Annotated in this window: 17 protein-coding genes and 2 pseudogenes; 10 read left to right on the forward strand and 9 right to left on the reverse strand. The window is 71.4% G+C overall.

The window, feature by feature from the left end:
* Positions 1-35 precede the first annotated feature (35 nt).
* Entirely contained in the window at positions 36-851 is an 816-nt protein-coding gene (locus ACZ44S_RS16490) for a hypothetical protein (RefSeq protein WP_466929361.1), read from the forward strand.
* 137 nt (positions 852-988) lie between these two features.
* On the opposite strand, the gene ACZ44S_RS16495 is transcribed toward ACZ44S_RS16490, so the two are convergent.
* From ACZ44S_RS16495 to ACZ44S_RS16505, 3 genes are read right to left on the reverse strand one after another with little or no spacing between them, the layout of a single operon-like run.
* Positions 989-3,271, reverse strand: a complete 2,283-nt coding sequence (locus ACZ44S_RS16495; protein WP_466929364.1) for an FtsX-like permease family protein — start codon at positions 3,269-3,271, stop codon at positions 989-991.
* Positions 3,272-3,310: 39 nt separating this feature from the next.
* On the reverse strand, positions 3,311-4,063 hold the full coding sequence (locus ACZ44S_RS16500) for an ABC transporter ATP-binding protein (protein WP_466929366.1): 753 nt from the start codon (positions 4,061-4,063) through the stop codon (positions 3,311-3,313).
* Positions 4,060-4,575 (reverse strand): PadR family transcriptional regulator, encoded by a 516-nt coding sequence (locus ACZ44S_RS16505; protein WP_466929369.1) that lies wholly within the window; start codon positions 4,573-4,575, stop codon positions 4,060-4,062. The genes ACZ44S_RS16500 and ACZ44S_RS16505 overlap by 4 nt, the downstream gene beginning before the upstream one ends.
* A gap of 127 nt (positions 4,576-4,702) precedes the next feature.
* On the opposite strand from ACZ44S_RS16505, the gene ACZ44S_RS16510 reads away from it, so the two are divergent.
* The 5 genes from ACZ44S_RS16510 (at position 4,703) to ACZ44S_RS16530 (ending at position 11,367) form a co-directional block, all read left to right on the forward strand.
* A complete protein-coding gene (locus tag ACZ44S_RS16510; RefSeq protein ID WP_466929371.1) occupies positions 4,703-5,974 on the forward strand; it encodes an ABC transporter substrate-binding protein in 1,272 nt (423 codons plus the stop codon).
* A gap of 193 nt (positions 5,975-6,167) precedes the next feature.
* Positions 6,168-7,787 (forward strand): glycoside hydrolase family 13 protein, encoded by a 1,620-nt coding sequence (locus ACZ44S_RS16515; RefSeq protein WP_466929374.1) that lies wholly within the window; start codon positions 6,168-6,170, stop codon positions 7,785-7,787.
* Between the two features lie 45 nt (positions 7,788-7,832).
* On the forward strand, positions 7,833-9,161 hold the full coding sequence (locus tag ACZ44S_RS16520; protein ID WP_466929720.1) for an ABC transporter substrate-binding protein: 1,329 nt from the start codon (positions 7,833-7,835) through the stop codon (positions 9,159-9,161).
* 5 nt (positions 9,162-9,166) lie between these two features.
* The gene (locus tag ACZ44S_RS16525; RefSeq protein WP_466929376.1) at positions 9,167-10,531 is read left to right on the forward strand and encodes an ABC transporter permease; all 1,365 of its coding nucleotides are present in this window, start codon (positions 9,167-9,169) and stop codon (positions 10,529-10,531) included.
* On the forward strand, positions 10,528-11,367 hold the full coding sequence (locus ACZ44S_RS16530) for a carbohydrate ABC transporter permease (protein WP_466929378.1): 840 nt from the start codon (positions 10,528-10,530) through the stop codon (positions 11,365-11,367). The genes ACZ44S_RS16525 and ACZ44S_RS16530 overlap by 4 nt, the downstream gene beginning before the upstream one ends.
* Before the next feature lie 148 nt (positions 11,368-11,515).
* Here the strand turns inward: ACZ44S_RS16530 and pgl are convergent, their stop codons facing one another.
* The 5 genes from pgl to tkt are packed head-to-tail and all read right to left on the reverse strand — an operon-like array spanning position 11,516 to position 18,115.
* Entirely contained in the window at positions 11,516-12,301 is a 786-nt protein-coding gene (pgl, locus tag ACZ44S_RS16535; protein WP_466929381.1) for a 6-phosphogluconolactonase, read from the reverse strand.
* The gene (gene opcA, locus ACZ44S_RS16540) at positions 12,298-13,350 is read right to left on the reverse strand and encodes a glucose-6-phosphate dehydrogenase assembly protein OpcA (RefSeq protein WP_466929383.1); all 1,053 of its coding nucleotides are present in this window, start codon (positions 13,348-13,350) and stop codon (positions 12,298-12,300) included. Before opcA ends, pgl begins: the two co-directional genes overlap by 4 nt.
* Complete coding sequence (zwf, locus tag ACZ44S_RS16545) at positions 13,347-14,870, reverse strand: glucose-6-phosphate dehydrogenase (RefSeq protein ID WP_466929386.1); 1,524 nt, start codon at positions 14,868-14,870, stop codon at positions 13,347-13,349. Before zwf ends, opcA begins: the two co-directional genes overlap by 4 nt.
* A gap of 4 nt (positions 14,871-14,874) precedes the next feature.
* Positions 14,875-15,993 (reverse strand): transaldolase, encoded by a 1,119-nt coding sequence (tal, locus tag ACZ44S_RS16550; RefSeq protein WP_466929389.1) that lies wholly within the window; start codon positions 15,991-15,993, stop codon positions 14,875-14,877.
* A gap of 34 nt (positions 15,994-16,027) precedes the next feature.
* Positions 16,028-18,115 (reverse strand): transketolase, encoded by a 2,088-nt coding sequence (gene tkt / locus ACZ44S_RS16555; RefSeq protein WP_466929392.1) that lies wholly within the window; start codon positions 18,113-18,115, stop codon positions 16,028-16,030.
* A 343-nt stretch (positions 18,116-18,458) separates the two neighbouring features.
* On the opposite strand from tkt, the gene ACZ44S_RS16560 reads away from it, so the two are divergent.
* The 4 genes and pseudogenes from ACZ44S_RS16560 to ACZ44S_RS16575 form a co-directional block, all read left to right on the forward strand.
* Complete coding sequence (locus tag ACZ44S_RS16560; RefSeq protein ID WP_466929394.1) at positions 18,459-19,412, forward strand: heme o synthase; 954 nt, start codon at positions 18,459-18,461, stop codon at positions 19,410-19,412.
* Between the two features lie 93 nt (positions 19,413-19,505).
* Complete coding sequence (locus tag ACZ44S_RS16565; protein ID WP_190161893.1) at positions 19,506-19,826, forward strand: hypothetical protein; 321 nt, start codon at positions 19,506-19,508, stop codon at positions 19,824-19,826.
* 132 nt (positions 19,827-19,958) lie between these two features.
* Positions 19,959-21,065, forward strand: coding sequence for an amidohydrolase family protein (locus tag ACZ44S_RS16570; RefSeq protein WP_466929397.1), 1,107 nt, complete (start codon positions 19,959-19,961; stop codon positions 21,063-21,065).
* 57 nt (positions 21,066-21,122) lie between these two features.
* A pseudogene (locus ACZ44S_RS16575) lies at positions 21,123-21,272 on the forward strand (nucleotidyltransferase); the annotation flags it as partial.
* 4 nt (positions 21,273-21,276) lie between these two features.
* On the opposite strand, the pseudogene ACZ44S_RS16580 reads toward ACZ44S_RS16575, so the two are convergent.
* Positions 21,277-21,408, reverse strand: a pseudogene (locus ACZ44S_RS16580) (M56 family peptidase); the annotation flags it as partial.
* Between the last annotated feature and the right edge of the window lie 142 nt (positions 21,409-21,550).

Genomic DNA, 21,550 nt, shown 5'->3' on the forward strand with positions numbered 1-21,550 from the left:
GCGATCATCACGGCGATCGCTCGGGGGAGCACAAGGTGGCACGTACGCCCGGAAGTTGGACCGGCGGCACACTCACGGCCCGGTCCTTTCTGAAACCGCGTCACGTGGCGAAGGCGGTGTTCCACCCCGCGTGGATCCCGCCGTCGCTCGATCCGACCGTCGAGCGGCTCAAGCGAATCCGGGTCATCGCCGGGGCGGTCGCGTCCGTCGGCGTCTACACCGTCCTGGAGGGCGGCTTCGACATCACGGAGCTGCTGGAGAACGCGCTGACGGCCTCCGCGGTGCTGCTGTTCCTCACCCCGATGACCGTCGGCGTGATGCTCTTCGTCTGGCGGCGCACCGGCACCGTGCGCCAGCTGCGCGTGTCGCTCCTCAACTCCCTGAAACTACTGCTGCTGTTCATCGGCTGCGTGGTCGCGCTGGTGCTGCTGGTGCAGACGACGAACGCCTCCGGCGACCCCCTGGTGATCATCGGCGTCGGCTTCACGATGCTGTGGATGCTCGTCTTCGTCGCCCACGGGGCCGTACGGGTCTCCGGCAACTTCTTCGGCACGGCGGCCGTGCACCGCTGTCTGCCGGCGCTGCTCGCCACGGTGACCAGCTGGCTCATGGCGATCCCCGACCTCGTCACCGGCGATCTGCACGGGCTCAGCCTCACCATGGGCATCGTCTTCATCCTGGGCGCACCCGTCACCGTCACGGCGATCGCCCTTCTGGAGACGGGACGGCTCAAGCGGCGCTACGGCATCCGGCTGGGCACGCACCCGGCGCGCCTGCCGCCGATGCCGCCGCTCGTGCCGCCCCACGTACCGTCCCAGGGGAACCCGTACGTCCGTGGTGGGGGCAGCTGACGCCGTCGCGTCAGGTGTGTTTTCGCCCCCGCCGCCCCGTCCCTTCCCGACACTGGGGCTCCGCCCCAGACCCCGCTCCTCACACGCCGGAGGGGCTGAAATCAGCCCCTCCGGCGTGTGAGGAGGGGGCGAAAAAATCAGGCCACCGCGCTCAGCGTGTCCGCGAGGCGCCGCCGGGCCGCTCGCGCCGCCGGGAGGGCGGCCAGGCCCGCGGCCCCCAGCACCGCCGCCGCGCCGAGCGGCACGAGCAGCGCGGGGGAGGGCAGCTGGGCGATCCCCGCGCCGATGCCGCTCGATCTTCCCTGGGCGTCGATCAGCCAGTGTGCCAGCGGCAGCCCCAAGGCCGTGGCGAGGAGCACGGCCGCCAGAGCCGTAGCGGCCGTGGCGGTGACCGTGACGGCGGTGATCTGCCGGGGGGTCAGACCGACGGCCTTGAGCGCCAGCAGATCGCGCTCGCCCTCACGGACCGTGCCGCCGATCGCCGTCAGCAGTTCGATCAGCCCGATCAGCGCGAGGACCGCGATCAGGCCGAGGACGACCGCGCGCAGCGGGGACAGCCCGTCGGCCGGGTTGGCCACGGTGTGCACGTCCAGGTGGCCGCGGCCCGCCGCGTCCAGCCGGGCGGCGACCGCGTCCGGGTCGGCACCGGGGTCCAGCCGGAGCTGGTGGACACTCGGCCGCAGGTCCGGGTCGTTGGCGCGGAGGGTGTCGAGCGAGGTGGAGATGACCCGGCCGGCGTTCTCCGGCTCGATGCTGCGGCCGACGATGTGCAGGATCTGCGGCTGGTCGCCGACCGTCATCCGCACCCAGTCGCCGACCTCGACGTGCAGCAGGTCGAGCAGCCCCTGCCCGGCCACCGCCTCGTCCGGCCCGCGCGCGGCGCGCCCCTCGGCCAGCGTGAACGGGTACGGCTCCTGGGCGGTGCCGAGTCCCCGCAGGGCGATGGTGGCGGTCTGGCCCGGGACCAGGGCGGCCACCTCCACACCCGGGTAGGCGGCGGCGACCTGCGGATCGCCCTCCAGCAGGGCGCGGGTCTCCCGGTCGCCCAGCGAGGCGTCGGCACGCACTCCGAGCGCCGTGGGCATGCCCATCCGTTCGGGGCTGCTGTGGAAGCGGTCGATGGTGGTCCACGCGCTCAGCGCCACCAGGATCAGCAGCAGCGGCAGGGCCAGCCTGCCCACCGCGCCCAGCGAACGCGGCCGGCGCGTGAACGCCTTGTGCCAGCCCAGGACCAGCGCCGGGGGCACCCGCGCGCCCAGCGCCCGCCGGGCCACGCCGGTCAGCCGCCCTGCCGGGGGCGCCGCGGAGCGCGGCACCGGCACCGGTGGGATCCGCCCCGCCCGCCAGGCGGCCAGCCCGGTGGTCGCGCCGATGAACAGCACCGCCCCCACCGGCACCACGAACAGCGCCACGGTGTGCCCGGGCAGTCCCTGCCACACGCCGACCGCGTCCCCGAGCCGCCCCGGCACGGCGCTGCCCAGCGCCTCGGTGAGCGCGGCGGCGGCCACGGCACCGAGCAGGGCGTAGACCAGGTGCTGGATCAGGAAGACACGGACGACCTGGCCGGGTGTGAAGCCGATCGCCTTGAGGACGGAGATGTCCCGCAGATGTCCCCGGATCCGGGTGGCGATCGCCCCGTGCACGGCGAGACCGGCGGCGACCAGCGCGCCCAGGCCGAACAGGCCCAGCACCTGGCCGAGCAGCCGGTTGTCGCCCTGCGCCTCGGCCCGCGCCTGCTGCCAGGTGGCGACCTCGCCGATCGCCCCGGCGCCCAGCTCGGTCACCGCCCGCTGCACGGCGTACCCGGTGTCGCCGGGGTCGGTCAGCCGCAGCCCCACCACCTGGCCGCCCGGGTCCGTCACGGCCGAGGGCAGCGCCCAGACCAGGCCCGCCCGCTCACCCGGCCGGTAGCGCGGCTCGGCGCTGTCGGCGACGCCCACCACGGTCAGCTCCCGCGCCGTGCCGGGCACGGTGAGCGTGTCACCGGGGGCCGTGAGCAGCGCCCGCGCAAGGCGGCTCTCCAGGACCACCCCGTCGGGGGTGGCCGGGTCCAGCCAGTGCCCGGACGTGATCAGCGGGCGGCCCACGTCGGGCCGGCCGGAGGTGCCGCGCAGCTCCACCGAGGCACGGCCGCCCTGCGAGGCGACGGTGACCGAGGCCGTCGGGTAGGGGCCGGCCACGGAGTCCACGCCGTCCAGGCCGGCCAGCCTGCCGGCGTCGGCGGCGGCGGTGGTGTGCAGCGTGACGTGCGCGCCACGGCCCTGGGTGAACACGCGCTGCCAGGGGTTGGTGGCGTACCCGAACAGGGCCGTGGCCAGCAGCAGGGACGCGACGATGCCCGCGGTGGCGAGGACCAGGAACAGTGCCTCGCCGCGGTGCGTCCGCAGGTCGGAGTGCGCCCAGCGCAGGGTCGCTCGCACGGGCCTCAGCCCCTCGCGGGTCGGTCGTGGAGGCGCATGTCAGTCCTTGAGCTCCAGCACGCCCGATATGCCGGTCCTGCGCGGCGGCGTACCGCCGTCGAGTTCGGCGTCGTCGGCGATCCGGCCGTCGAAGAAGCTGATCACCCGGTCCGCGGCGCTCGCCAGCCGTGCGTCGTGCGTGACCAGCAGGATGGTCTGCCCCCGCCGATGGAAGCGGGACAGCAGCCGCATCACCTCGCGGGTGCCCTTGCTGTCCAGGCTGCCCGCGGGCTCGTCGGCCAGCAGCAGCGGGGGATGGTTGACCAGCGCCCGGGCCAGCGCGACCCGCTGCTGCTCACCGCCGGACAGCTCACCCGGCATGCTGCGCTCCTTGCCCTCGAGACCCAGCTCGGCCAGGAGCTCCTCCCGCCCGGCGCGGGCCTTCTTCGGCGGCACTCCGGCGAGCAGGGCGGGCAGCTCCACGTTGTCGGCGACCGACAGATCGGAGACCAGGTTGAAGAACTGGAAGACGATGCCGATGCGCCTGCGGCGCTCGACCGCCCAGCGGGCCTCGCTGTAGCCGTCGGTGCACTCGCCGTCCAGCCAGATGCTGCCCGCGTCGGGCCGCTGGAGCCCGCCGAGCAGATGCAGCAGGGTCGACTTCCCCGCACCGGACGGACCGGTGATCGCCACGAACTCGCCCGCCGTCACCCTCAGGTCGACGCCGCGCACGGCATGCGCCGGGGCGCCCTCGCCGTGGTGCGTCTTGACCAGGCCCTCGGCGCGCAGCACGGGAGCGGTGCTCTCACTCACTCCAGCTCCTCCAGCTCTTCCTGGCACCGTTCCAGCCAGTCGAGGTCGGCCTGCAGATGCAGCATCGCGCCCTCGATCAGCAGTTGGGAGATGCGGTTGTCCCGGTCCTCGGCGGTGGCCAGCTTCGACAGCTGCCGCATGGTGTTCAGGTACTGGCGCCGCTGCCTGTTGATCAGGGCGATCTGGTCGGCGAGACCGGTCTGCGGGGCCAGGGCCAGTTTCATGAAGAACTCGTCCCGCACCCGCGGCTCGTCCGCCGTCTCCTCGAACCAGGCGCGCAGCGCCTCCCGCCCGGCGTCGGTGAGGTGGTAGACCTTCTTGTTGGGCCGGCTCGACTGCTCGACGTCCTCGCCCTCGATCAGTCCGGTCTTCTCGAGGCGGCCGAGGGTGACGTAGATCTGGCCGACGTTCGGCTGAGGGTACGCGGAGCCCAGCAGTTGCTCAAGGTCCTGCTTGAGCTCATAGCCGTGGGCAGGGCCGCGGGCGAGCAGGGCCAGGAGGGGCAGCCGCACTCGAGCTCTCCTCCTCGCGCATCCTGGGTAATGTGCCGCAGGACCTAGTATCGCCCATACCTAACGGGTATACATGGCCTCTGACCCCGGCAAGGGTGCCCGGGTGCCGGTGTACAGGGAGGAACCTATGCGGTGGATGCATGCCGCGGGTAGGGCCCTTCTCGTCCTGATCGTCGTCCTGACCGGTCATGTCGCCTCCGGAGCGCGGGCCGACCAGGCCGACGCGGACGGTCGCGGCCCCCTGACCCTGGCCACCGCCGGCGACCTCACCGGCTACCTCGGTTCCGTGCTGGACGGCTGGAACCGCACTCATCCCGGCGAGGAGGTCACCCTCGTCGAGCTGCCGGACTCGGCCGACGAGACGCGCGCGCAGATGATCACCGATCTGCGCGGCGGCGAACGCGGCCGGTTCGACGTGCTCAACATCGACGTCAGCTGGACCTCGGAGTTCGCCGCCGCGGGCTGGATCCGTCCCCTGCCCCGCGACCGCTTCCCGCTCGACACCTTCCTCCCGCCGGTCGTGCACACGGCGACCTACGACGACCGGCTCTTCGCCGTCCCGTACGTCACCAACGCCGGGCTGCTGCTGTACCGCAAGGACGTCCTCGCCGAAGCGGGCGTCCCGCCGCCGCGCACCTGGGCCGAGCTGGAGCGGGCCGCGAAGACCCTGGCCCCCGAGCACGGTCTCGACGGCTACGCGGGCCAGTTCCTGCCCTACGAGGGGCTGACCGTGAACGCGGCCGAGGCCGTCTACTCGGCGGGCGGCACCATCCTCGGCGACGAGGGCCAGCGCGTCACCGTGAACTCCCGGGCGGCCCGGGAGGGCATCGGTTTCCTCGCCCGCGGGGTCCGCGAGGGCTGGATCCCGAAGGAGGCGCTGACGTACAAGGAGGAGGAGTCCAAACGGGCCTTCCAGGACGGCCGACTGCTCTTCCTGCGGAACTGGCCCTACGCCTACGTCGCCGCCTCCGCCCCGGGCTCCGAGGTCGCCGGCAAGGTCGGCGCCGTACCGCTGCCCGGGCCGGACGGCCCGGGCACCAGCGTCCTCGGCGGCTCCAACCTGGCCGTCGGCAGCCACGCCCGGCACCCCGACTCCGCCGCGCGCCTGATCGCCTACCTCACCAGCGAGCGCGTCCAGCGCCAGGTGCTCACGCGCGGCGCGCTGCCGCCCGTACGGGCGGATCTGTACGACGATCCCGAACTGGTCCGGCGGTTCCCGTATCTGCCGACCCTGCGCGAGAGTGTGCGGGCCGCCGCTCCGCGCCCCAAGAGCCCGCACTACGACCAGGTGAGTCTGGTGGTGCAGGCGGTGGTGCACGACGCGATGACCGGGCGGGAGACGCCCGAGGCCGCGGTGCGCCGGCTGGCGGGCGAGCTCGCCGCGGTCTCCTCCCGCTGACCTCTCTCCCCGGGCTTCCTAGTTACGTGTTAGGTAACGCGGACGTCTCGAATGTGCCCGATACGGGCATGTTTGCCCTGGTCTGATCTCCCCAACCGCGCGGTAGCTTGCGTAAGTTCATTGACACCCTCTCGACACCCCTACCTAACATGTATGCATAACGAACAGCGCTCCTCACAGACAGGTCAATGGGGTGAACAGGCACCACTGGTGGCGTGACGCGGTGATCTACCAGGTGTACGTCCGCAGCTTTCTGGACAGCACCGGTGACGGCATCGGCGATCTCGCAGGGGTCAGGGCGGGACTGCCGTACCTGAAGAAGCTCGGCGTGGACGGGATCTGGCTGAGCCCCTTCTACCCCTCGCCGCAGCACGACCACGGCTACGACGTGGCCGACTACCGCGACGTCGACCCGGTCTTCGGCGACCTCGCGGAATTCGACCTGCTGGTGACCGCCGCCCGCCGGCTCGGCATCAGGGTGCTGCTGGACATCGTCCCGAACCACTGCTCCAACGAGCACCCGTGGTTCCGCGAGGCCCTCGCCGCCGCCCCCGGCAGCCCCGAACGCGCCCGCTTCCACTTCGCCGACGGCCGCGGACCGGAGGGCACGGAGCCGCCCAACAACTGGCACGCCATGTTCGGCGGCCCCGCCTGGACCCGCGTCACCGAGCCGGACGGCCGCCCCGGCCAGTGGTACCTGCACATGTTCACGCCCGAGCAGCCGGACTGGAACTGGCGCGACCCCGAGGTCGCCGCCGAGTTCGAGCGCACCCTCCGCTTCTGGCTGGACCGGGGTGTCGACGGCTTCCGCATCGACGTCGCGGCCGGCCTGTTCAAGCACCCCGAACTGCCCGACTCCCCGGACCCGGAGGCCGACGCCCGCACCCGCGACTCGGTCAACCCACTCGCCTGGAACCAGCCCGAGGTCCACGACGTGTGGCGCCACTGGCGCGCCGTGTGCGAGGAGTACACCGCCCGCGACGGCCGCGAACGCCTCCTGGTCGGCGAGGTCTCCGTCCCCACCGCCCGCGAGCACGCCCGGTACGTCCGCCCCGACGAGCTCCACCAGGCCTTCTTCTTCGACCTGCTCGGCGCCCAGTGGGATGCCGACGCCTTCCGCAAGGTCATCTCCGAGGCCATGGAGGACATCGCCGGCACCGGCTCGACCGTCACCTGGGTCCTCAACAACCACGACCAGGTCCGCACCGTCACCCGCTACGGCGAACCCGCCGACGGCAGTGGCATCGGCGCCGCCCGCGCCCGCGCCGCCGCCCTGCTCATGCTCGCCCTCCCCGGCGCCGCGTACATCTACCAGGGCGAGGAACTGGGGCTGCCCGAGGTCGTCGACCTGCCGGACGACGTGCTCACCGACCCGATATTCCGCCGCACCGGCAGCCGCGCCCGCATCAGGGACGGCTGCAGGGTGCCGCTGCCCTGGTCGGGACAGGCCTCCCCGTTCGGCTTCACCTCCGGCGCCGAGAGTGCCAAACCGTGGCTGCCGCAGCCCGAGTACTTCGCCGAGTACGCCACCCACCGCGCCCTCGCCGACACCCGCTCCTCCTGGCACCTGTACCGCGACGGCCTGCAACTGCGCGCCGCGCTGCACCAGCTGGGCGAGGGCACGCTGCGCTGGCTGGACACCCAGCCCGGAGTCCTCGCCTTCACCCGCGGCGACGACCTGGTCTGCGCCGTCAACTTCGGCACCACCCCCGTACCCGCTCCGGTCGCCGGCACCCCGCTGCTCGCCAGCGGTCCCTGCCCGCCCGGAGTGCTCCCCGGCTCCACCGCCGCCTGGTGGATCGACGGCTCCTGAGAAGCACCTCCGGTCACCTCCCGCACCCCCGAAGGGACATCGATGATGATGCGACGACGTACCACCCTGCTCACCGGATGCACCGCCCTCGTCCTCGCGCTCGGCGCGACCGCCTGCGGCGGCGGCGACCCCGTCTCGGCCGGCGGCGGCGACAAGTCGCTCGACGGACAGACCGTCACCGTGGCCGGTGTCTGGTCCGGCAGCGAGCAGAAGAACTTCCAGAAGGTGCTCGACGCCTTCACCGAGAAGACCGGCGCCAAGACCCAGTTCGTCTCCACCGGCGACAACGTCTCCACCGTCGTCGGCAGCAAGATCGAGGGCGGCAACGCCCCCGACGTCGTCATGGTCCCGCAGGTCGGCGTGCTCAAGCAGTTCGCCGACAAGGGCTGGCTGAAGCCACTGGACCAGAAGGTGCAGACCACCGTGGGCGCCAACTTCGCCGAGGTGTGGCAGAACTACGGCAGCGTCGACGGCACCCTGTACGGCCTCTACTTCAAGGCCGCCCACAAGTCCACCGTCTGGTACAGCCCCGCCGCCCTCGAACAGGCCGGCGTCACCCCGCCGAAGACCTACGACGCCATGCTGAAGGACGGGCGGACCATCTCCGACTCCGGACTCGCCGCCTTCTCCGTCGCCGGACAGGACGGCTGGACCCTCACCGACTGGTTCGAGAACGTCTACCTCTCCCAGGCCGGGCCCGAGAAGTACGACGCCCTCGCCGCCCACGAGATCGAGTGGACCGACCCGACGGTGGTCGAGGCGCTCACCACCCTCGGCAAGCTCTTCAAGGACAAGCAGCTCATCGCCGGCGGCCAGAAGGAAGCCCTCAACACCGACTTCCCCGGCTCCGTCGAGAAGGTCTTCGGCCCCGAGGCCGAGGCCGCCATGGTCTACGAGGGCGACTTCGTCGCGGGCGTCGCCAAGGACCAGTTCGGCAAGAAGATCGGCACCGACGCGAACTTCTTCCCCTTCCCGCCGGTCGGTGACGGCAAGGCACCCGTGGTCAGCGGCGGCGACGCGGCCGTCGTCCTCAAGGACGGCAAGAACAGCAAGGCCGGCATGGCCCTGCTGGAGTACCTGGCGACTCCCGAGGCCGCCGCCGTATGGGCCGAGGCGGGCGGCTTCCTCTCCCCGAACAAGAAGCTCGACCCCTCCTCCTACGGCGACGACGTCACCCGCGCCACCGCCGAGTCCCTGATCGCCGCCGGCGACTCCGTCCGCTTCGACATGTCCGACCAGGCACCGGCCGCCTTCGGCGGCACCAAGGGCGCCGGCGAGTGGAAGATCCTCCAGGACTTCCTGCGCGACCCGGCCGACCCGGCGAAGACCGCGGCCGAGCTCGAGAAGGCCGCGGCCAAGGCCTACGGGAACTGACGGCCATGACCGCCACCATGGTGAAAGAGGCGAGCCCTCCGGCACCTGTGCCTCCCGGCGGCGCGCGCGGCCGACGCCTGCGCCGCCGGGGGCAGGTCATCGCCCTGCTGTTCGTGTTCCCCGCGTTGCTCCTGCTGGGCGCGCTGGTGGTGTACCCGGTGCTGTTCTCCATCGGCCGCAGCTTCTTCGACGCCTCCGGCAACGAGTTCGTCGGCGGGGAGAACTACGCCGAGATGTTCCGCGATCCGACCAACCTCAAGGCCGTCCGGAACACGGCCATCTGGGTCGTCGTGGCGCCCACTCTCCTGACCGGACTCGGCCTGGTCCTGGCCGTCCTGGTGGAGAAGGTCCGCTGGGCCACCGCCTTCAAGCTGCTGCTGTTCATGCCGATGGCGGTCTCCTTCCTCGCCGCCGGCATCATCTTCCGGCTCGCCTACGACCAGGATCCGGACAAGGGCGTGCTCAACGCCGCCGTCGTCTCGGTCCACGACGCCTTCAAGGGCACCTCCTCCTACCCGTCCGCCCGCGCCCGCGAAGGCGAGGGCCTGACCAAGCAGGAGGACGGCTCGTACGCCACCGGCGCGGACGTCTCACCCGGCGGCACGGCGACGCTCGGGCTGGTCGGGGTCGCCCCCAAGGACCTGCCGGGCGACGCCCGGCCCGCCGCCCCGGCGGCAGCGGACGCGGCCGGCTCCGACGAGGTGCGCGGCGTGGTGTACCTCGACTTCACCCCCGGCGGGGGAGGGAAGCCGGGCGTGGTCGACCCCGAGGAGAGCGGACTGCCCGGGATGACGGTGGAAGCGGTGCGCGACGGGAAGACCGTCGCCGAGACGACCACCGGGGCGGACGGCTCCTTCAGCTTCACCGGACTGGACAGCGGCTCCTACGCGATGAAGCTCCCGTCCGCGAACTTCGCGCCACCCTACGAGGGCATCTCCTGGCTCGGCCCGGCGCTCGTCACGCCGGCGATCATCGGAGCGTACCTGTGGATATGGACCGGTTTCGCGATGGTGCTCATCGGCGCGGGCCTCGCGGCCCTGCCGCGCGACGCGCTGGAGGCAGCGCGTATGGACGGTGCCAACGAATGGCAGATCTTCCGCCGCATCACCGTTCCGCTGCTCGCCCCCGTGCTCACCGTCGTCTTCGTGACCCTGGTCATCAACGTCATGAAGGTTTTCGACCTGGTGTACATCATCGCGCCGGGACCGGTGCAGGAGGACGCGACCGTGCTGGCGACACAGATGTGGCTGGTGTCGTTCGGCGGCGGCAACAACCAGGGCCTCGGAAGCGCGCTCGGTGTGCTGCTCCTGCTCCTGGTCATCCCCGCCATGGTGTTCAACGTCCGTCGCTTCAAGAGGAGTCAGCGATGAACGTCATCCGGCGCGGTCTGGGCAACGCGGTGGTGCAGGCCTTCCTGGTGGTGATCGGCCTGGTGTGGCTGACCCCGCTGGCCGGTCTGTTCCTGTCCTCGCTGCGGTCCGCCGAGGACACGGCCAAGGGCGGGTGGTGGACCGTGTTCACCAGCCCGGGACAGCTGTCCTTCGACAACTATTCGGCGCTGCTGGAGAACTCGGGCATCACCCAGGCGTTCTGGAACACCGTGCTGATCTCCGTGCCGACGACCGTGCTGGTCGTGGTCGTCGCCGCGCTCGCCGGATACGCCTTCGCCTGGCTGGACTTCCCGGGGCGCGAGCCCATCTTCCTGCTCGTCGTCGCGCTGCTGGTCGTGCCCGTGCAGATCGGGCTGCTGCCGGTCGCCAAACTCTTCGGGCAACTGGGGCTGTTCGGGACGATTCCGGGTGTCGTGCTGTTCCATGTGGCCTACGGGCTGCCGTTCGCGGTGTTCCTGCTGCGCAACTACTTCGCCGAGATGCCGAAGGAGATGCTGGAGGCGGCGCGGATGGACGGCGGGAGCGAGTGGCGGATCTTCACCCGGCTGGTGCTGCCGGTGGGGCGGCCGGCGATCGCCAGCCTCGCGATCTTCCAGTTCCTGTGGGTGTGGAACGACATGCTGGTCGCGCTGTTGTTCGCGGACAGTTCCTCGCAGCCTCTGACGGTGCAACTGCAGTCGCAGATCCGGCAGTTCGGGAGCAACATCGACGTGCTCGCGCCGGGGGCGTTCGTGTCGCTGGTGGTGCCGGTGGTCGTGTTCTTCGCGTTCCAGCGGCACTTCGTGCAAGGGGTTATGGCGGGGTCCGTGAAGTAGGGGGTGCGGGTGGGTGGGGCGGTGGGGGCCTTTTTCGCCCCCGCCGCCCCCTTCCCGTCCCCCGGGGGCTGCGCCCCCGGACCCCGCTTTTCGGCCTGAACGGCCTCGTCCTCAAGCTCCCCCAGGGGGGGACCCCCGGACGGGCTGTCTATGGTGACGCCGGTGGGTAGAGGGACCGTGGCAGCTGGGACGCCGCCGGTCTGTCCAGGAGCCACAGGGTGCGGGCGCGGCCCTGGGCGCCTGCTGCGGGGGCCTGGATCTCGCCCGCGCCCGAGAGGGCGATGGCTGCCGCTTCCGCCTTGTCCTCGCCTGCCGCCAGGAGCCAGACCTCCCGGGCCGCACGAATCGCGGGGAGGGTCAGGGTGACCCTCGTCGGCGGGGGTTTGGGGGCGCCGTGGACGCCCACCACCGTGCGTTCCGTCTCCCGGACCGCGGGGAGCTCCGGGAAGAGGGAGGCCACGTGCGTGTCCGGGCCGACGCCCAGCAGCAGCACGTCGAAGGCCGGGACGGGGCCGTGGTTCTCCGGGGCCGCCGCCGCGGCCAGTTCCTCCGCGTAGGCGGCCGCCGCCGCGTCCACGTCCGTGCCGTGCGGGCCGTCCGACGCGGGCATGGCGTGCACGCGCTTCGGGTCCAGCGGCACCGCGTCGAGCAGTGCCTCACGGGCCTGGGTGACATTGCGGTCCGGGTCGCCCTCGGGCAGGAACCGTTCGTCGCCCCACCACAGGTCCAGCCGGGACCAGTCGATCGCGTCCCGGGCCGGGGCCGCGGCCAGCGCGGCCAGCAGACCGTTGCCGTTGCGGCCGCCGGTCAGAACCACGGACGCCGCACCCCGGGAGGCCTGTGCGTCCACGATCCTGGTGATCAGACGGGCCGCCGCGGCCTGCGCCATCAGCTCCTTGTCCCGGTGCACGACCAGCTGCGGTGCCGTGGTCACTTCGCCGCCGCCTTCTTCACCGGCGCCTGCGCCGTCGCCCGGTCCGCGGGAGCTTTCGCAGCCGACTCGACGGGCGCGGGGACAGCTTCCCGTTCTCCTTTGGCCGGCGGGCCGGAGCCGTCCGGGGACTTCAGGCGTTCCACGCCGTAGCGCAGGGCCGAGGCGTAGGTGTCGTCCGGGTCCAGACGGCGCAGCTCCTCCGCGATCAGCTCCGCCGTGTCACGGCGCTTGAGCGCCACCGCCCGCTTGGGCTGGCCCTGGATGGACAGCGTCGCCAGTGAGCCGTCGGCGCGGTCCAGGACGATCGGGCCGCAGTCGGTGTCCATGCGGACCGCGGTGAGTCCCGGGCCGCCGGAGCACGAGCGCTTGACGGGGACGTCCAGCCGGTCCGCGAGCCACATCGCCAGCAGTTCACAGCTCGGGTTGAACTCCTCGCCCTCCACCTCCACGCCCTGCACCTCGCAGGCGACCTGGTCCAGCGCCGCCGCCAGCATCGAACGCCAGGGCGTGATGCGGGTCCACGACAGGTCCGTGTCACCGGGGGTGTAGGCGTCCGCGCGGGCGGCGAGCTCCTTCACCGGCTGCTCGCAGGCGTAGGTGTCGGTCACCCGGCGCTGGGCCAGCGCGCCCAGCGGGTCGTTCGCCGGGTCCAGCGGTGCGTTGACCGGCCACCACACCACCACCGGGGCGTCCGGCAGCAGCAGCGGCAGCACCACCGACTGGGCGTGGTCGACGACCTCGCCGTAGAGGCGGAGCACCACCGTCTCGCCGGTTCCGGCGTCCGCGCCGACCCGGACCTCGGCGTCCAGGCGCGACTGGGTGCGGTCCCGCGGGGAGCGGGAGACACGCTTGATGACCACGAGCGTGCGCGAGGGGTGCTCGCGCGAGGCGTCGCTCGCCGCCTTCAGCGCGTCGTAGGCGTTCTCCTCGTCCGTCACGATGACCAGCGTGAGCACCATGCCGACGGCGGGGGTGCCGATGGCACGCCGGCCCTTGACCAACGCCTTGTTGATCTTGCTGGCCGTGGTGTCCGTGAGGTCTGTTTTCATGGCCGGCGCCAGCTCCGTCCGTCTCGCTCGAGCATTTCGTCCGCCTCGACGGGTCCCCACGTGCCGGCCGGGTACTGGGCCGGCCTGCCGTTGGTGTCCCAGTACTCCTCGATCGGGTCGAGGATCTTCCAGGACAGCTCGACCTCCTCCGTGCGCGGGAAGAGGTTGGAGTCGCCCAGGAGGACGTCCAGGATCAGCCGCTCGTACGCCTCCGGGCTGGACTCGGTGAAGGACTCGCCGTAGGCGAAGTCCATCGACACGTCCCGGATCTCCATCGAGGTGCCCGGCACCTTGGAGCCGAAGCGGACGGTGACGCCCTCGTCGGGCTGGACGCGGATGACGATCGCGTTGGAGCCCAGTTCCTCGGTGGCCGTCGTGTCGAAGGGGGAGTGGGGTGCCCGCTGGAAGACCACCGCGATCTCGGTGACCCGGCGGCCGAGCCGCTTGCCGGTGCGCAGATAGAAGGGGACACCCGCCCAGCGGCGGTTGTCGATGCCCAGCCTGATCGCCGCGTAGGTGTCGGTCTTCGAGGAGGGGTCGATGCCCTCCTCCTCCAGATACCCGACCGCCTTCGCGCCGCCCTGCCAGCCGGCCGCGTACTGCCCGCGCACGGTGTCCCGGCCCAGGTCCTTCGGCAGCCGGACGGCACCGAGCACCTTGGTCTTCTCCGCGGCCAGCGCGTCCGCGTCGAAGGAGGCGGGCTCCTCCATCGCGGTCAGAGCCAGGAGTTGGAGCAGGTGGTTCTGGATGACGTCGCGGGCGGCGCCGATGCCGTCGTAGTAGCCGGCCCGGCCGCCGATGCCGATGTCCTCGGCCATGGTGATCTGCACATGGTCGACGAACGAGCGGTTCCAGATCGGCTCGAACATCGTGTTGGCGAAGCGCAGCGCCAGGATGTTCTGGACGGTCTCCTTGCCCAGGTAGTGGTCGATCCGGAACACCTGGTCCGGGGCGAACACCTCATGGACGATCGCGTTGAGCTCCTCGGCCGACTTCAGGTCGTGGCCGAACGGCTTCTCGATGACCGCGCGCCGCCAGGAGCCGCCCGTCTGGTCGGCCAGACCGTGCTTCTTCAGCTGCTGGATGACCACCGGGAAGGAACGCGGCGGCACGGACAGATAGAACGCGAAGTTGCCGCCCGTGCCCTGGGCCTTGTCCAGCTCCTCGATCGTGCCGCGCAGCCGCTCGAAGGACTCGTCGTCGTCGAAGGTGCCCTGCACGAAGCGCATGCCCTGGATGAGCTGCTGCCAGACCTCCTCGCGGAACGGGGTCCGGGCGTGCTCCTTGACCGCGTCGTGCACCTCCTGGGCGAAGTCCTCGTTCGCCCACTCCCGGCGGGCGAAGCCCACCAGGGAGAAGCCCGGCGGCAGCAGCCCCCGGTTGGCCAGGTCGTACACGGCCGGCATCAGCTTCTTGCGTGACAGGTCGCCCGTGACGCCGAAGATGACCAGGCCCGACGGCCCCGCGATACGCGGGAGCCGTCGGTCCGCAGGGTCACGCAGCGGGTTGCTGCTCGACAAGGTTTCAGCCCTCCGACGGGGCGAGGCGCTGCAGCTCCGCCTCGGTCGACTTCAGCAGGTCGTTCCAGGACGCCTCGAACTTGTCGACGCCCTCGTCCTCCAGAAGCTGCACCACCTCGTCGTACGAGATGCCGAGCGCCTCGAGCGCGTCCAGGTCGGCGCGGGCCTGCTCGTAGGTGCCGGAGACGGTGTTGCCCCGGATGTCGCCCTGCTCCTCGGTGGCGAACAGCGTCGCCTCCGGCATGGTGTTCACCGTGTTCGGCGCCACCAGCTCGTCGACGTACATGGTGGCCTTGTACGCCTTGTCCTTCACACCGGTCGACGCCCACAGCGGACGCTGCTTGTTGGCGCCCTCGCGCTCCAGCGCGCTCCAGCGGTCGGTCGAGAAGACCTCCTCGTACGCCTGGTACGCCAGACGCGCGTTGGCGACGGCGGCCTTGCCGCGCAGCGCCTTGGCCTCGTCGGTGCCCAGCGCGTCGATCCGCTTGTCGATCTCGGTGTCCACGCGGGACACGAAGAAGGACGCCACGGAGTGGATCTTCGACAGGTCCAGGCCGCGTTCCCTGGCCTTCTCCAGGCCGGTCAGGAACGCGTCCATGACCTTGCGGTAGCGCTCCAGGGAGAAGATCAGCGTGACGTTGACGCTGATGCCCAGGCCGATGGTCTCGGCGATGGCCGGGATACCCGCCTCGGTGGCCGGGATCTTGATGAGGGTGTTGGGGCGGTCCACCAGCCAGGCCAGCTGCTTGGCCTCGGCGACCGTGGCGCGCGTGTTGTGCGCCAGCCGCGGGTCGACCTCGATCGAGACCCGGCCGTCCCGGCCGTCGGTGGCGTCGAAGACCGGGCGCATGATGTCGGCGGCGTCGCGGACGTCCGCCGTGGTGATCATGCGGATGGCCTCTTCGACGGTGACCTTGCGGGCGGCGAGGTCGGTCAGCTGCGTGTCGTAGCCGTCGCCCTCGGAGATCGCCTTCTGGAAGATCGTCGGGTTGGTGGTGACGCCCACGACATGCTGCTGGTCCATCAGCTCGGCGAGGTTGCCGGACGTGATCCGCTTGCGCGACAGGTCGTCCAGCCAGATCGCGACGCCTTCGTCGGAAAGGCGCTTGAGTGCGTCCGTCATGGAAATTACATCTCCTACGTGTCGTATATGGGCGTCAGCGCTGGGCTGCGGCGATCGATTCCCGGGCGACGGCCGCCACGTTCTCGGCGGTGAAGCCGAACTCCTTGAACAGCACCTTGCCGTCGGCGGAGGCCCCGAAGTGCTCCAGGGACACGATGCGGCCGGCGTCCCCCACGTACTTGTGCCAGGTGAGGCCGATCCCCGCCTCGACGGCCACGCGTGCCTTCACGGAGGGCGGCAGGACGCTGTCCCGGTACCCCTGGTCCTGCTCCTCGAACCACTCCACGGACGGCATGGACACCACGCGCGTGGGCACGCCGTCGGCCTGGAGCCGCTCGCGCGCCTCGACGGCGACGTGCACCTCGGAACCGGTCGCGATCAGGACGACCTCCGGCTCACCGCCCTCGGCGTCGAACAGGACGTAGCCGCCCTTGGCCGCGTCCTCGTTCGGCTCGTACGTCGGCACGCCCTGGCGGGTCAGCGCCAGACCGTGCGGGGTGCCCTTGCCGAACTCCTTCGTCCAGCGGGTGAGGATCTCCCGCCAGACGGTCGCGGTCTCGTTGGCGTCCGCCGGACGGACCACGTTGAGGCCGGGGATGGCGCGCAGCGAGGCCAGGTGCTCGACCGGCTGGTGCGTCGGGCCGTCCTCGCCCAGACCGATGGAGTCGTGCGTCCACACGTACGTCACCGGCAGGTGCATCAGAGCCGACAGCCGCACCGCGTTGCGCATGTAGTCGGAGAACACCAGGAAGGTGCCGCCGTAGATCCGGGTGTTGCCGTGCAGCGCGATGCCGTTCATCTCCGCGGCCATGGCGTGCTCACGGATGCCGAAGTGGATCGTGCGGCCGTACGGGTCCGCCTCGGGCAGCGGGTTGTCCGCCGGGAGGAACGACGACGTCTTGTCGATCGTGGTGTTGTTGGACCCCGCGAGGTCGGCCGAACCGCCCCACAGCTCCGGGATCACCGCGCCGAGCGCCTGCAGCACCTTGCCGGAGGCGGCGCGCGTGGCGACGCCCTTGCCCGGCTCGAACACCGGGATCGAGTCCTGCCAGCCCCCCGGCAGTTCACCCGCGGCGATCCGGTCGTACTCGGCGGCACGCTCGGGGTTGTTGTCCCGCCACTGCTGGAAGGACTTCTCCCACACCGCCCGGGCCGCCTGGCCCCGCTCCAGCGCCTTGCGGGTGTGACCGATGACCTCGTCGGTCACCTCGAACGTCTGCTCCGGGTCGAAGCCCAGCACGCGCTTGGTGGCCGCGACCTCGTCGTCGCCGAGCGCCGAGCCGTGCGCGGCCTCGGTGTTCTGCGCGTTCGGGGCGGGCCAGGCGATGATCGACCGCATGGCGATGAAGGACGGCCGGTCCGTGACCTTCTTCGCCTCCTGGATCGCGTCGTAGATCGCGTTCGGGTCCAGGTCGCCGTCCGGCTTCGGCGCGACACGCTGCACATGCCAGCCGTACGCCTCGTACCGCTTGGTCACGTCCTCGGAGACGGCCGTCTCCGTGTCGCCCTCGATGGAGATGTGGTTGTCGTCCCACAGCAGCACCAGGTTGCCCAGCTTCTGGTGCCCGGCCAGCGAGGACGCCTCGGCGGAGATGCCCTCCTGGAGGCAGCCGTCACCGGCGATGCAGTAGACGAAGTGGTCGAAGGGGGACTCACCGGCGGGAGCCTCCGGGTCGAACAGACCGCGCTCGTAGCGGGCGGCCATCGCCATGCCCACCGCGTTGGCGACACCCTGGCCCAGCGGGCCGGTCGTGGTCTCCACGCCCGTGGTGTGGCCGTACTCGGGGTGACCCGGCGTCTTCGAGCCCCAGGTGCGGAAGGACTTCAGGTCGTCCAGCTCCAGGCCGAAACCGGCCAGGTACAGCTGGGTGTACAGGGTCAGGGACGAGTGGCCGGCGGACAGCACGAAACGGTCGCGCCCTACCCAGTCGGCGTCCGCCGGGTCGTGCCGCATCACCTTCTGGAAGAGGGTGTAGGCGGCAGGCGCCAGGCTCATCGCCGTACCCGGATGGCCGTTACCGACCTTCTGTACGGCATCGGCGGCCAGGACGCGGGCGGTGTCGACGGCCCGCTGGTCCAACTCGGTCCACTCGAGGTCTGTGGTGGTCGGCTTGGTGCTCACCCTGAGTCAGGGCTCCTCTCCACATGAATTCGGATGCCGGTGGCTGCCCACCGACGAGGTCGAGCCTACCCCCGTAGGACGTGCGTTTTTCCGGGTCGTTCCAGAGTGCGGGCACTGCTTTCGATCCGCCTCCTGACTGGGAAGTTTCCGCATTCGGCAGATGAATACGGAGCCGCTCATCCGGGTGCTCAATCGAGCTCGGAGGCGCACCTCGGAGGGCGTCTTCCAACACGAGCGGACCCCCGCGAATGTCCGGGTCTGGGCAACGTCTAGAGTGGCGTGGTACGCGCGAGCCTTTACCGCCACTTCACCTGTGGAGGCTTGCTGGGATGTCTCTGTAGGGGTGTACGTGACGGCCGTTGAATCCCGTCCAGCCGGGGTGCTGGGGACCAGTCAGAGCCCTGCCCATCGGCCGTTCGGGGCCCGGGTGATGGCCTTCGTGGCGCTCACCAAGCCGCGGATCATCGAACTGCTGCTCATCACCACCGTGCCGGTGATGTTCCTGGCGCAGCGGGGCGTGCCCGACCTGACGCTGGTGCTGCTGACCTGCGTCGGCGGCTACCTGTCCGCGGGCGGTGCGAACGCGCTGAACATGTACATCGACCGCGACATCGACGCGCTGATGGACCGCACCTCGCAGCGGCCCCTGGTCACCGGGATGGTCAGCCCACGCGAGTGCCTCGTCTTCGGCATCTCCCTGGCGGTCGTCTCGACGCTGCTGTTCGGTCTCACCGTCAACTGGCTGTCCGCCTGGCTCGCCCTCGGCGCGCTCCTCTTCTACGTCGTCGTCTACACGATGATCCTCAAGCGGCGCACATCGCAGAACATCGTGTGGGGCGGCATCGCCGGCTGCATGCCGGTGCTGATCGGCTGGTCCGCGGTCACCGACTCCATGGCGTGGGCGCCGGTCATCCTCTTCTTCGTCATCTTCTTCTGGACGCCGCCGCACTACTGGCCGCTGTCGATGAAGGTGAAGGACGACTACGCGCGCGTCGGCGTGCCGATGCTGCCGGTCATCGCCTCCAACAAGGTCGTCGCCAAGCAGATCGTGGCCTACAGCTGGGTCATGGTCGCGGTGTCGCTGCTGCTCACCCCGCTCGGCTACACCGGCTGGTTCTACACGGCCGTCGCCCTCGCGTCGGGCGGCTGGTGGCTGTGGGAGGCGCACGCCCTCCTGCACCGCGCCAAGGCCGGGGCGACGGGCGGCAAGCTCAAGGAGATGCGGCTGTTCCACTGGTCCATCACCTACGTGTCCCTCCTCTTCGTGGCGGTCGCAGTCGACCCGTTCCTGCGTTAGCCGCTCCTGGCACGCCGCCCGGGCGGGGTACGTGGTCAAGGCCACGGACCCCGCCCGTCGCCGTTTGATCTACCCGTCGGTAGCATTCCGTTCATGGCAGACACGCAGCAGGTGGACCCGAAGGCCGAGCAGAAGGCGGCCCGGCTCGCCAAGCAGATCGGCGGCTTCGCCAAGGCGCACGGCGGTGCCGAGGGCCAGATCGCGTACCTCGGGCAGCGCGGCGCCCGGATCGTCCTCGTCGGCGAGGACGGCGACTGGGGGGACGTGTTCGCCCCGTCGGTGGAGATCGCCGAGAAGGCCGTCGAGAAGGCGGGCATCACCGTCCACGAGGACTTCGACGGCGAGTTCGCGGCGAAGGTGAGGACGGGCCCGTACGAGTGGAAGAGGATGGCCGGCATCCAGTTGGGCGGCTGAGCGACGCCCTCAGGGGGCGCGGGGCCGCTGGACACCCCGCACCCCGTGGCCGCTCCCGCGCCACCTCACCCCCGGTTCACCCGTTAGGACCTGTGAAGCACCGACACACGGTCCCGTCACGGGGAGTCCCGGATGATCGACACGCCCTCACTCGTGGACCAGTACTGCCACGGAGTGCTCCGTACGGAACTGGGCCTCGGCACCTTCGAGGCCCAGCTCGCCCGCACCGAGGGACCGCCTGCCCCCGGCACCACCCTCTTCGACACCCAGACCGGGTTCGCCGTACGCCGCTGGTGCCCGCCCCTGCTCGGCCTGGAGCCGCACTGTCCGCCCGCCCGGTATCTCGCCCGGCGCCGTGAGCTGGGCATGATCGAGGCGGGGCGCAGGCTGCTGCGGGGCAGCGGCATCACCGCCTACCTCGTCGACACCGGGCTGCCCGAGGACCTCACCGGCCCCACCGAGCTCGGCCGGGCGGGAGGCGCCGACGCCCACGAGATCGTCCGTCTGGAACAGCTCGCCGAACAGGTCGCCGACACCTCCGGCACCGTCGAGTCCTTCCTCGCCAACCTCGCCGAGTCCGTGCACGGCGCCGCAGCCCATGCCATCGCCTTCACCTCCGTCGCCGGGCCACGGCACGGGCTGGCGCTCGCCCCCGAGCCACCCGGTCCCGGCGAGGTCCGCGGAGCGGCGGGGCGCTGGCTGGCCGGGCGCCGGGCCGGGGACGAGCTGAGCGACCCGGTGCTGCTGCGGCACGTGCTCTGGATCGCGGTCGCCTCCGGCCTGCCCCTCCAGCTCCACGCCGGTCTCGGCGCGCCGGGCGCCCGCATCGACCGCACCGATCCTGTGCTGCTGACCGACTTCGTCCGGGCCACCGCGGGGCTCGGCACCGACCTCGTCCTGCTGCACGGCTACCCGTACCACCGGCACGCCGCCCACCTCGCGGGTGTCTTCCCGCACGTCTACGCCGACTGCGGCGCCGCGCTGGTCCGCACCGGCGCCCGCGCGGCGACCGTCCTCGCGGAGATCCTGGAGCTCGCGCCCTTCGGCAAGATCCTCTTCTCCAGCGGCGCCCGCGGTCTGCCCGAACTGCACGTGGTCGGCGCCCGTCTGTTCCGCGAGGCGCTCGGCCGGGTGCTCGGCACGTGGGTGTCCGAGGGCGCGTGGTCGCGCGGCGACGCCCAGCGGGTGGCCGGCATGATCGCCGCCGGGAACGCGGGCAGGGTGTACGGGCTGGGCTGAGATGTGAGGACCGGGCGCATCCCGACCGACAGGGTGCTCGCCCGCTTCCTCGACGGCCTGGCGCCCCTGGCCCCCGTCGCCGTCCGGGCGCACGGCTCACTGACAGCGGGCGACCGTGTGGAGGTCCGCAGCGACCTTGACCCGATCACGGTCCTGGACCATCCGATCGGCGCGCGGACGGTGTGGCACCTGGCGTCGCTGCACGCCCGGCCGAGCGACGGCGCACCCGGCCGTGCCGCCACAGCGTCCGGCCGCACGCCATCAGCACCGCGCACAGGGCGGGGATCGCGGCCTTCCCGACGACCTCGTCGTAGGGGACCGCGGCGCGCACCTCGGCACCGCTCGCCGACCGGCTCCACTGCACCTACGCCACACCGGACACCGCCGCGGGCGCCGGGCGCCGCCGTCCTACCCGGACGCACGAGCAGCTGTTCAACGCCCCGTCACGCCGGTCACCCGGATCGGGCCGCACACCTTCGGCCGGG

This window comes from Streptomyces malachitofuscus (genome assembly GCF_055571035.1).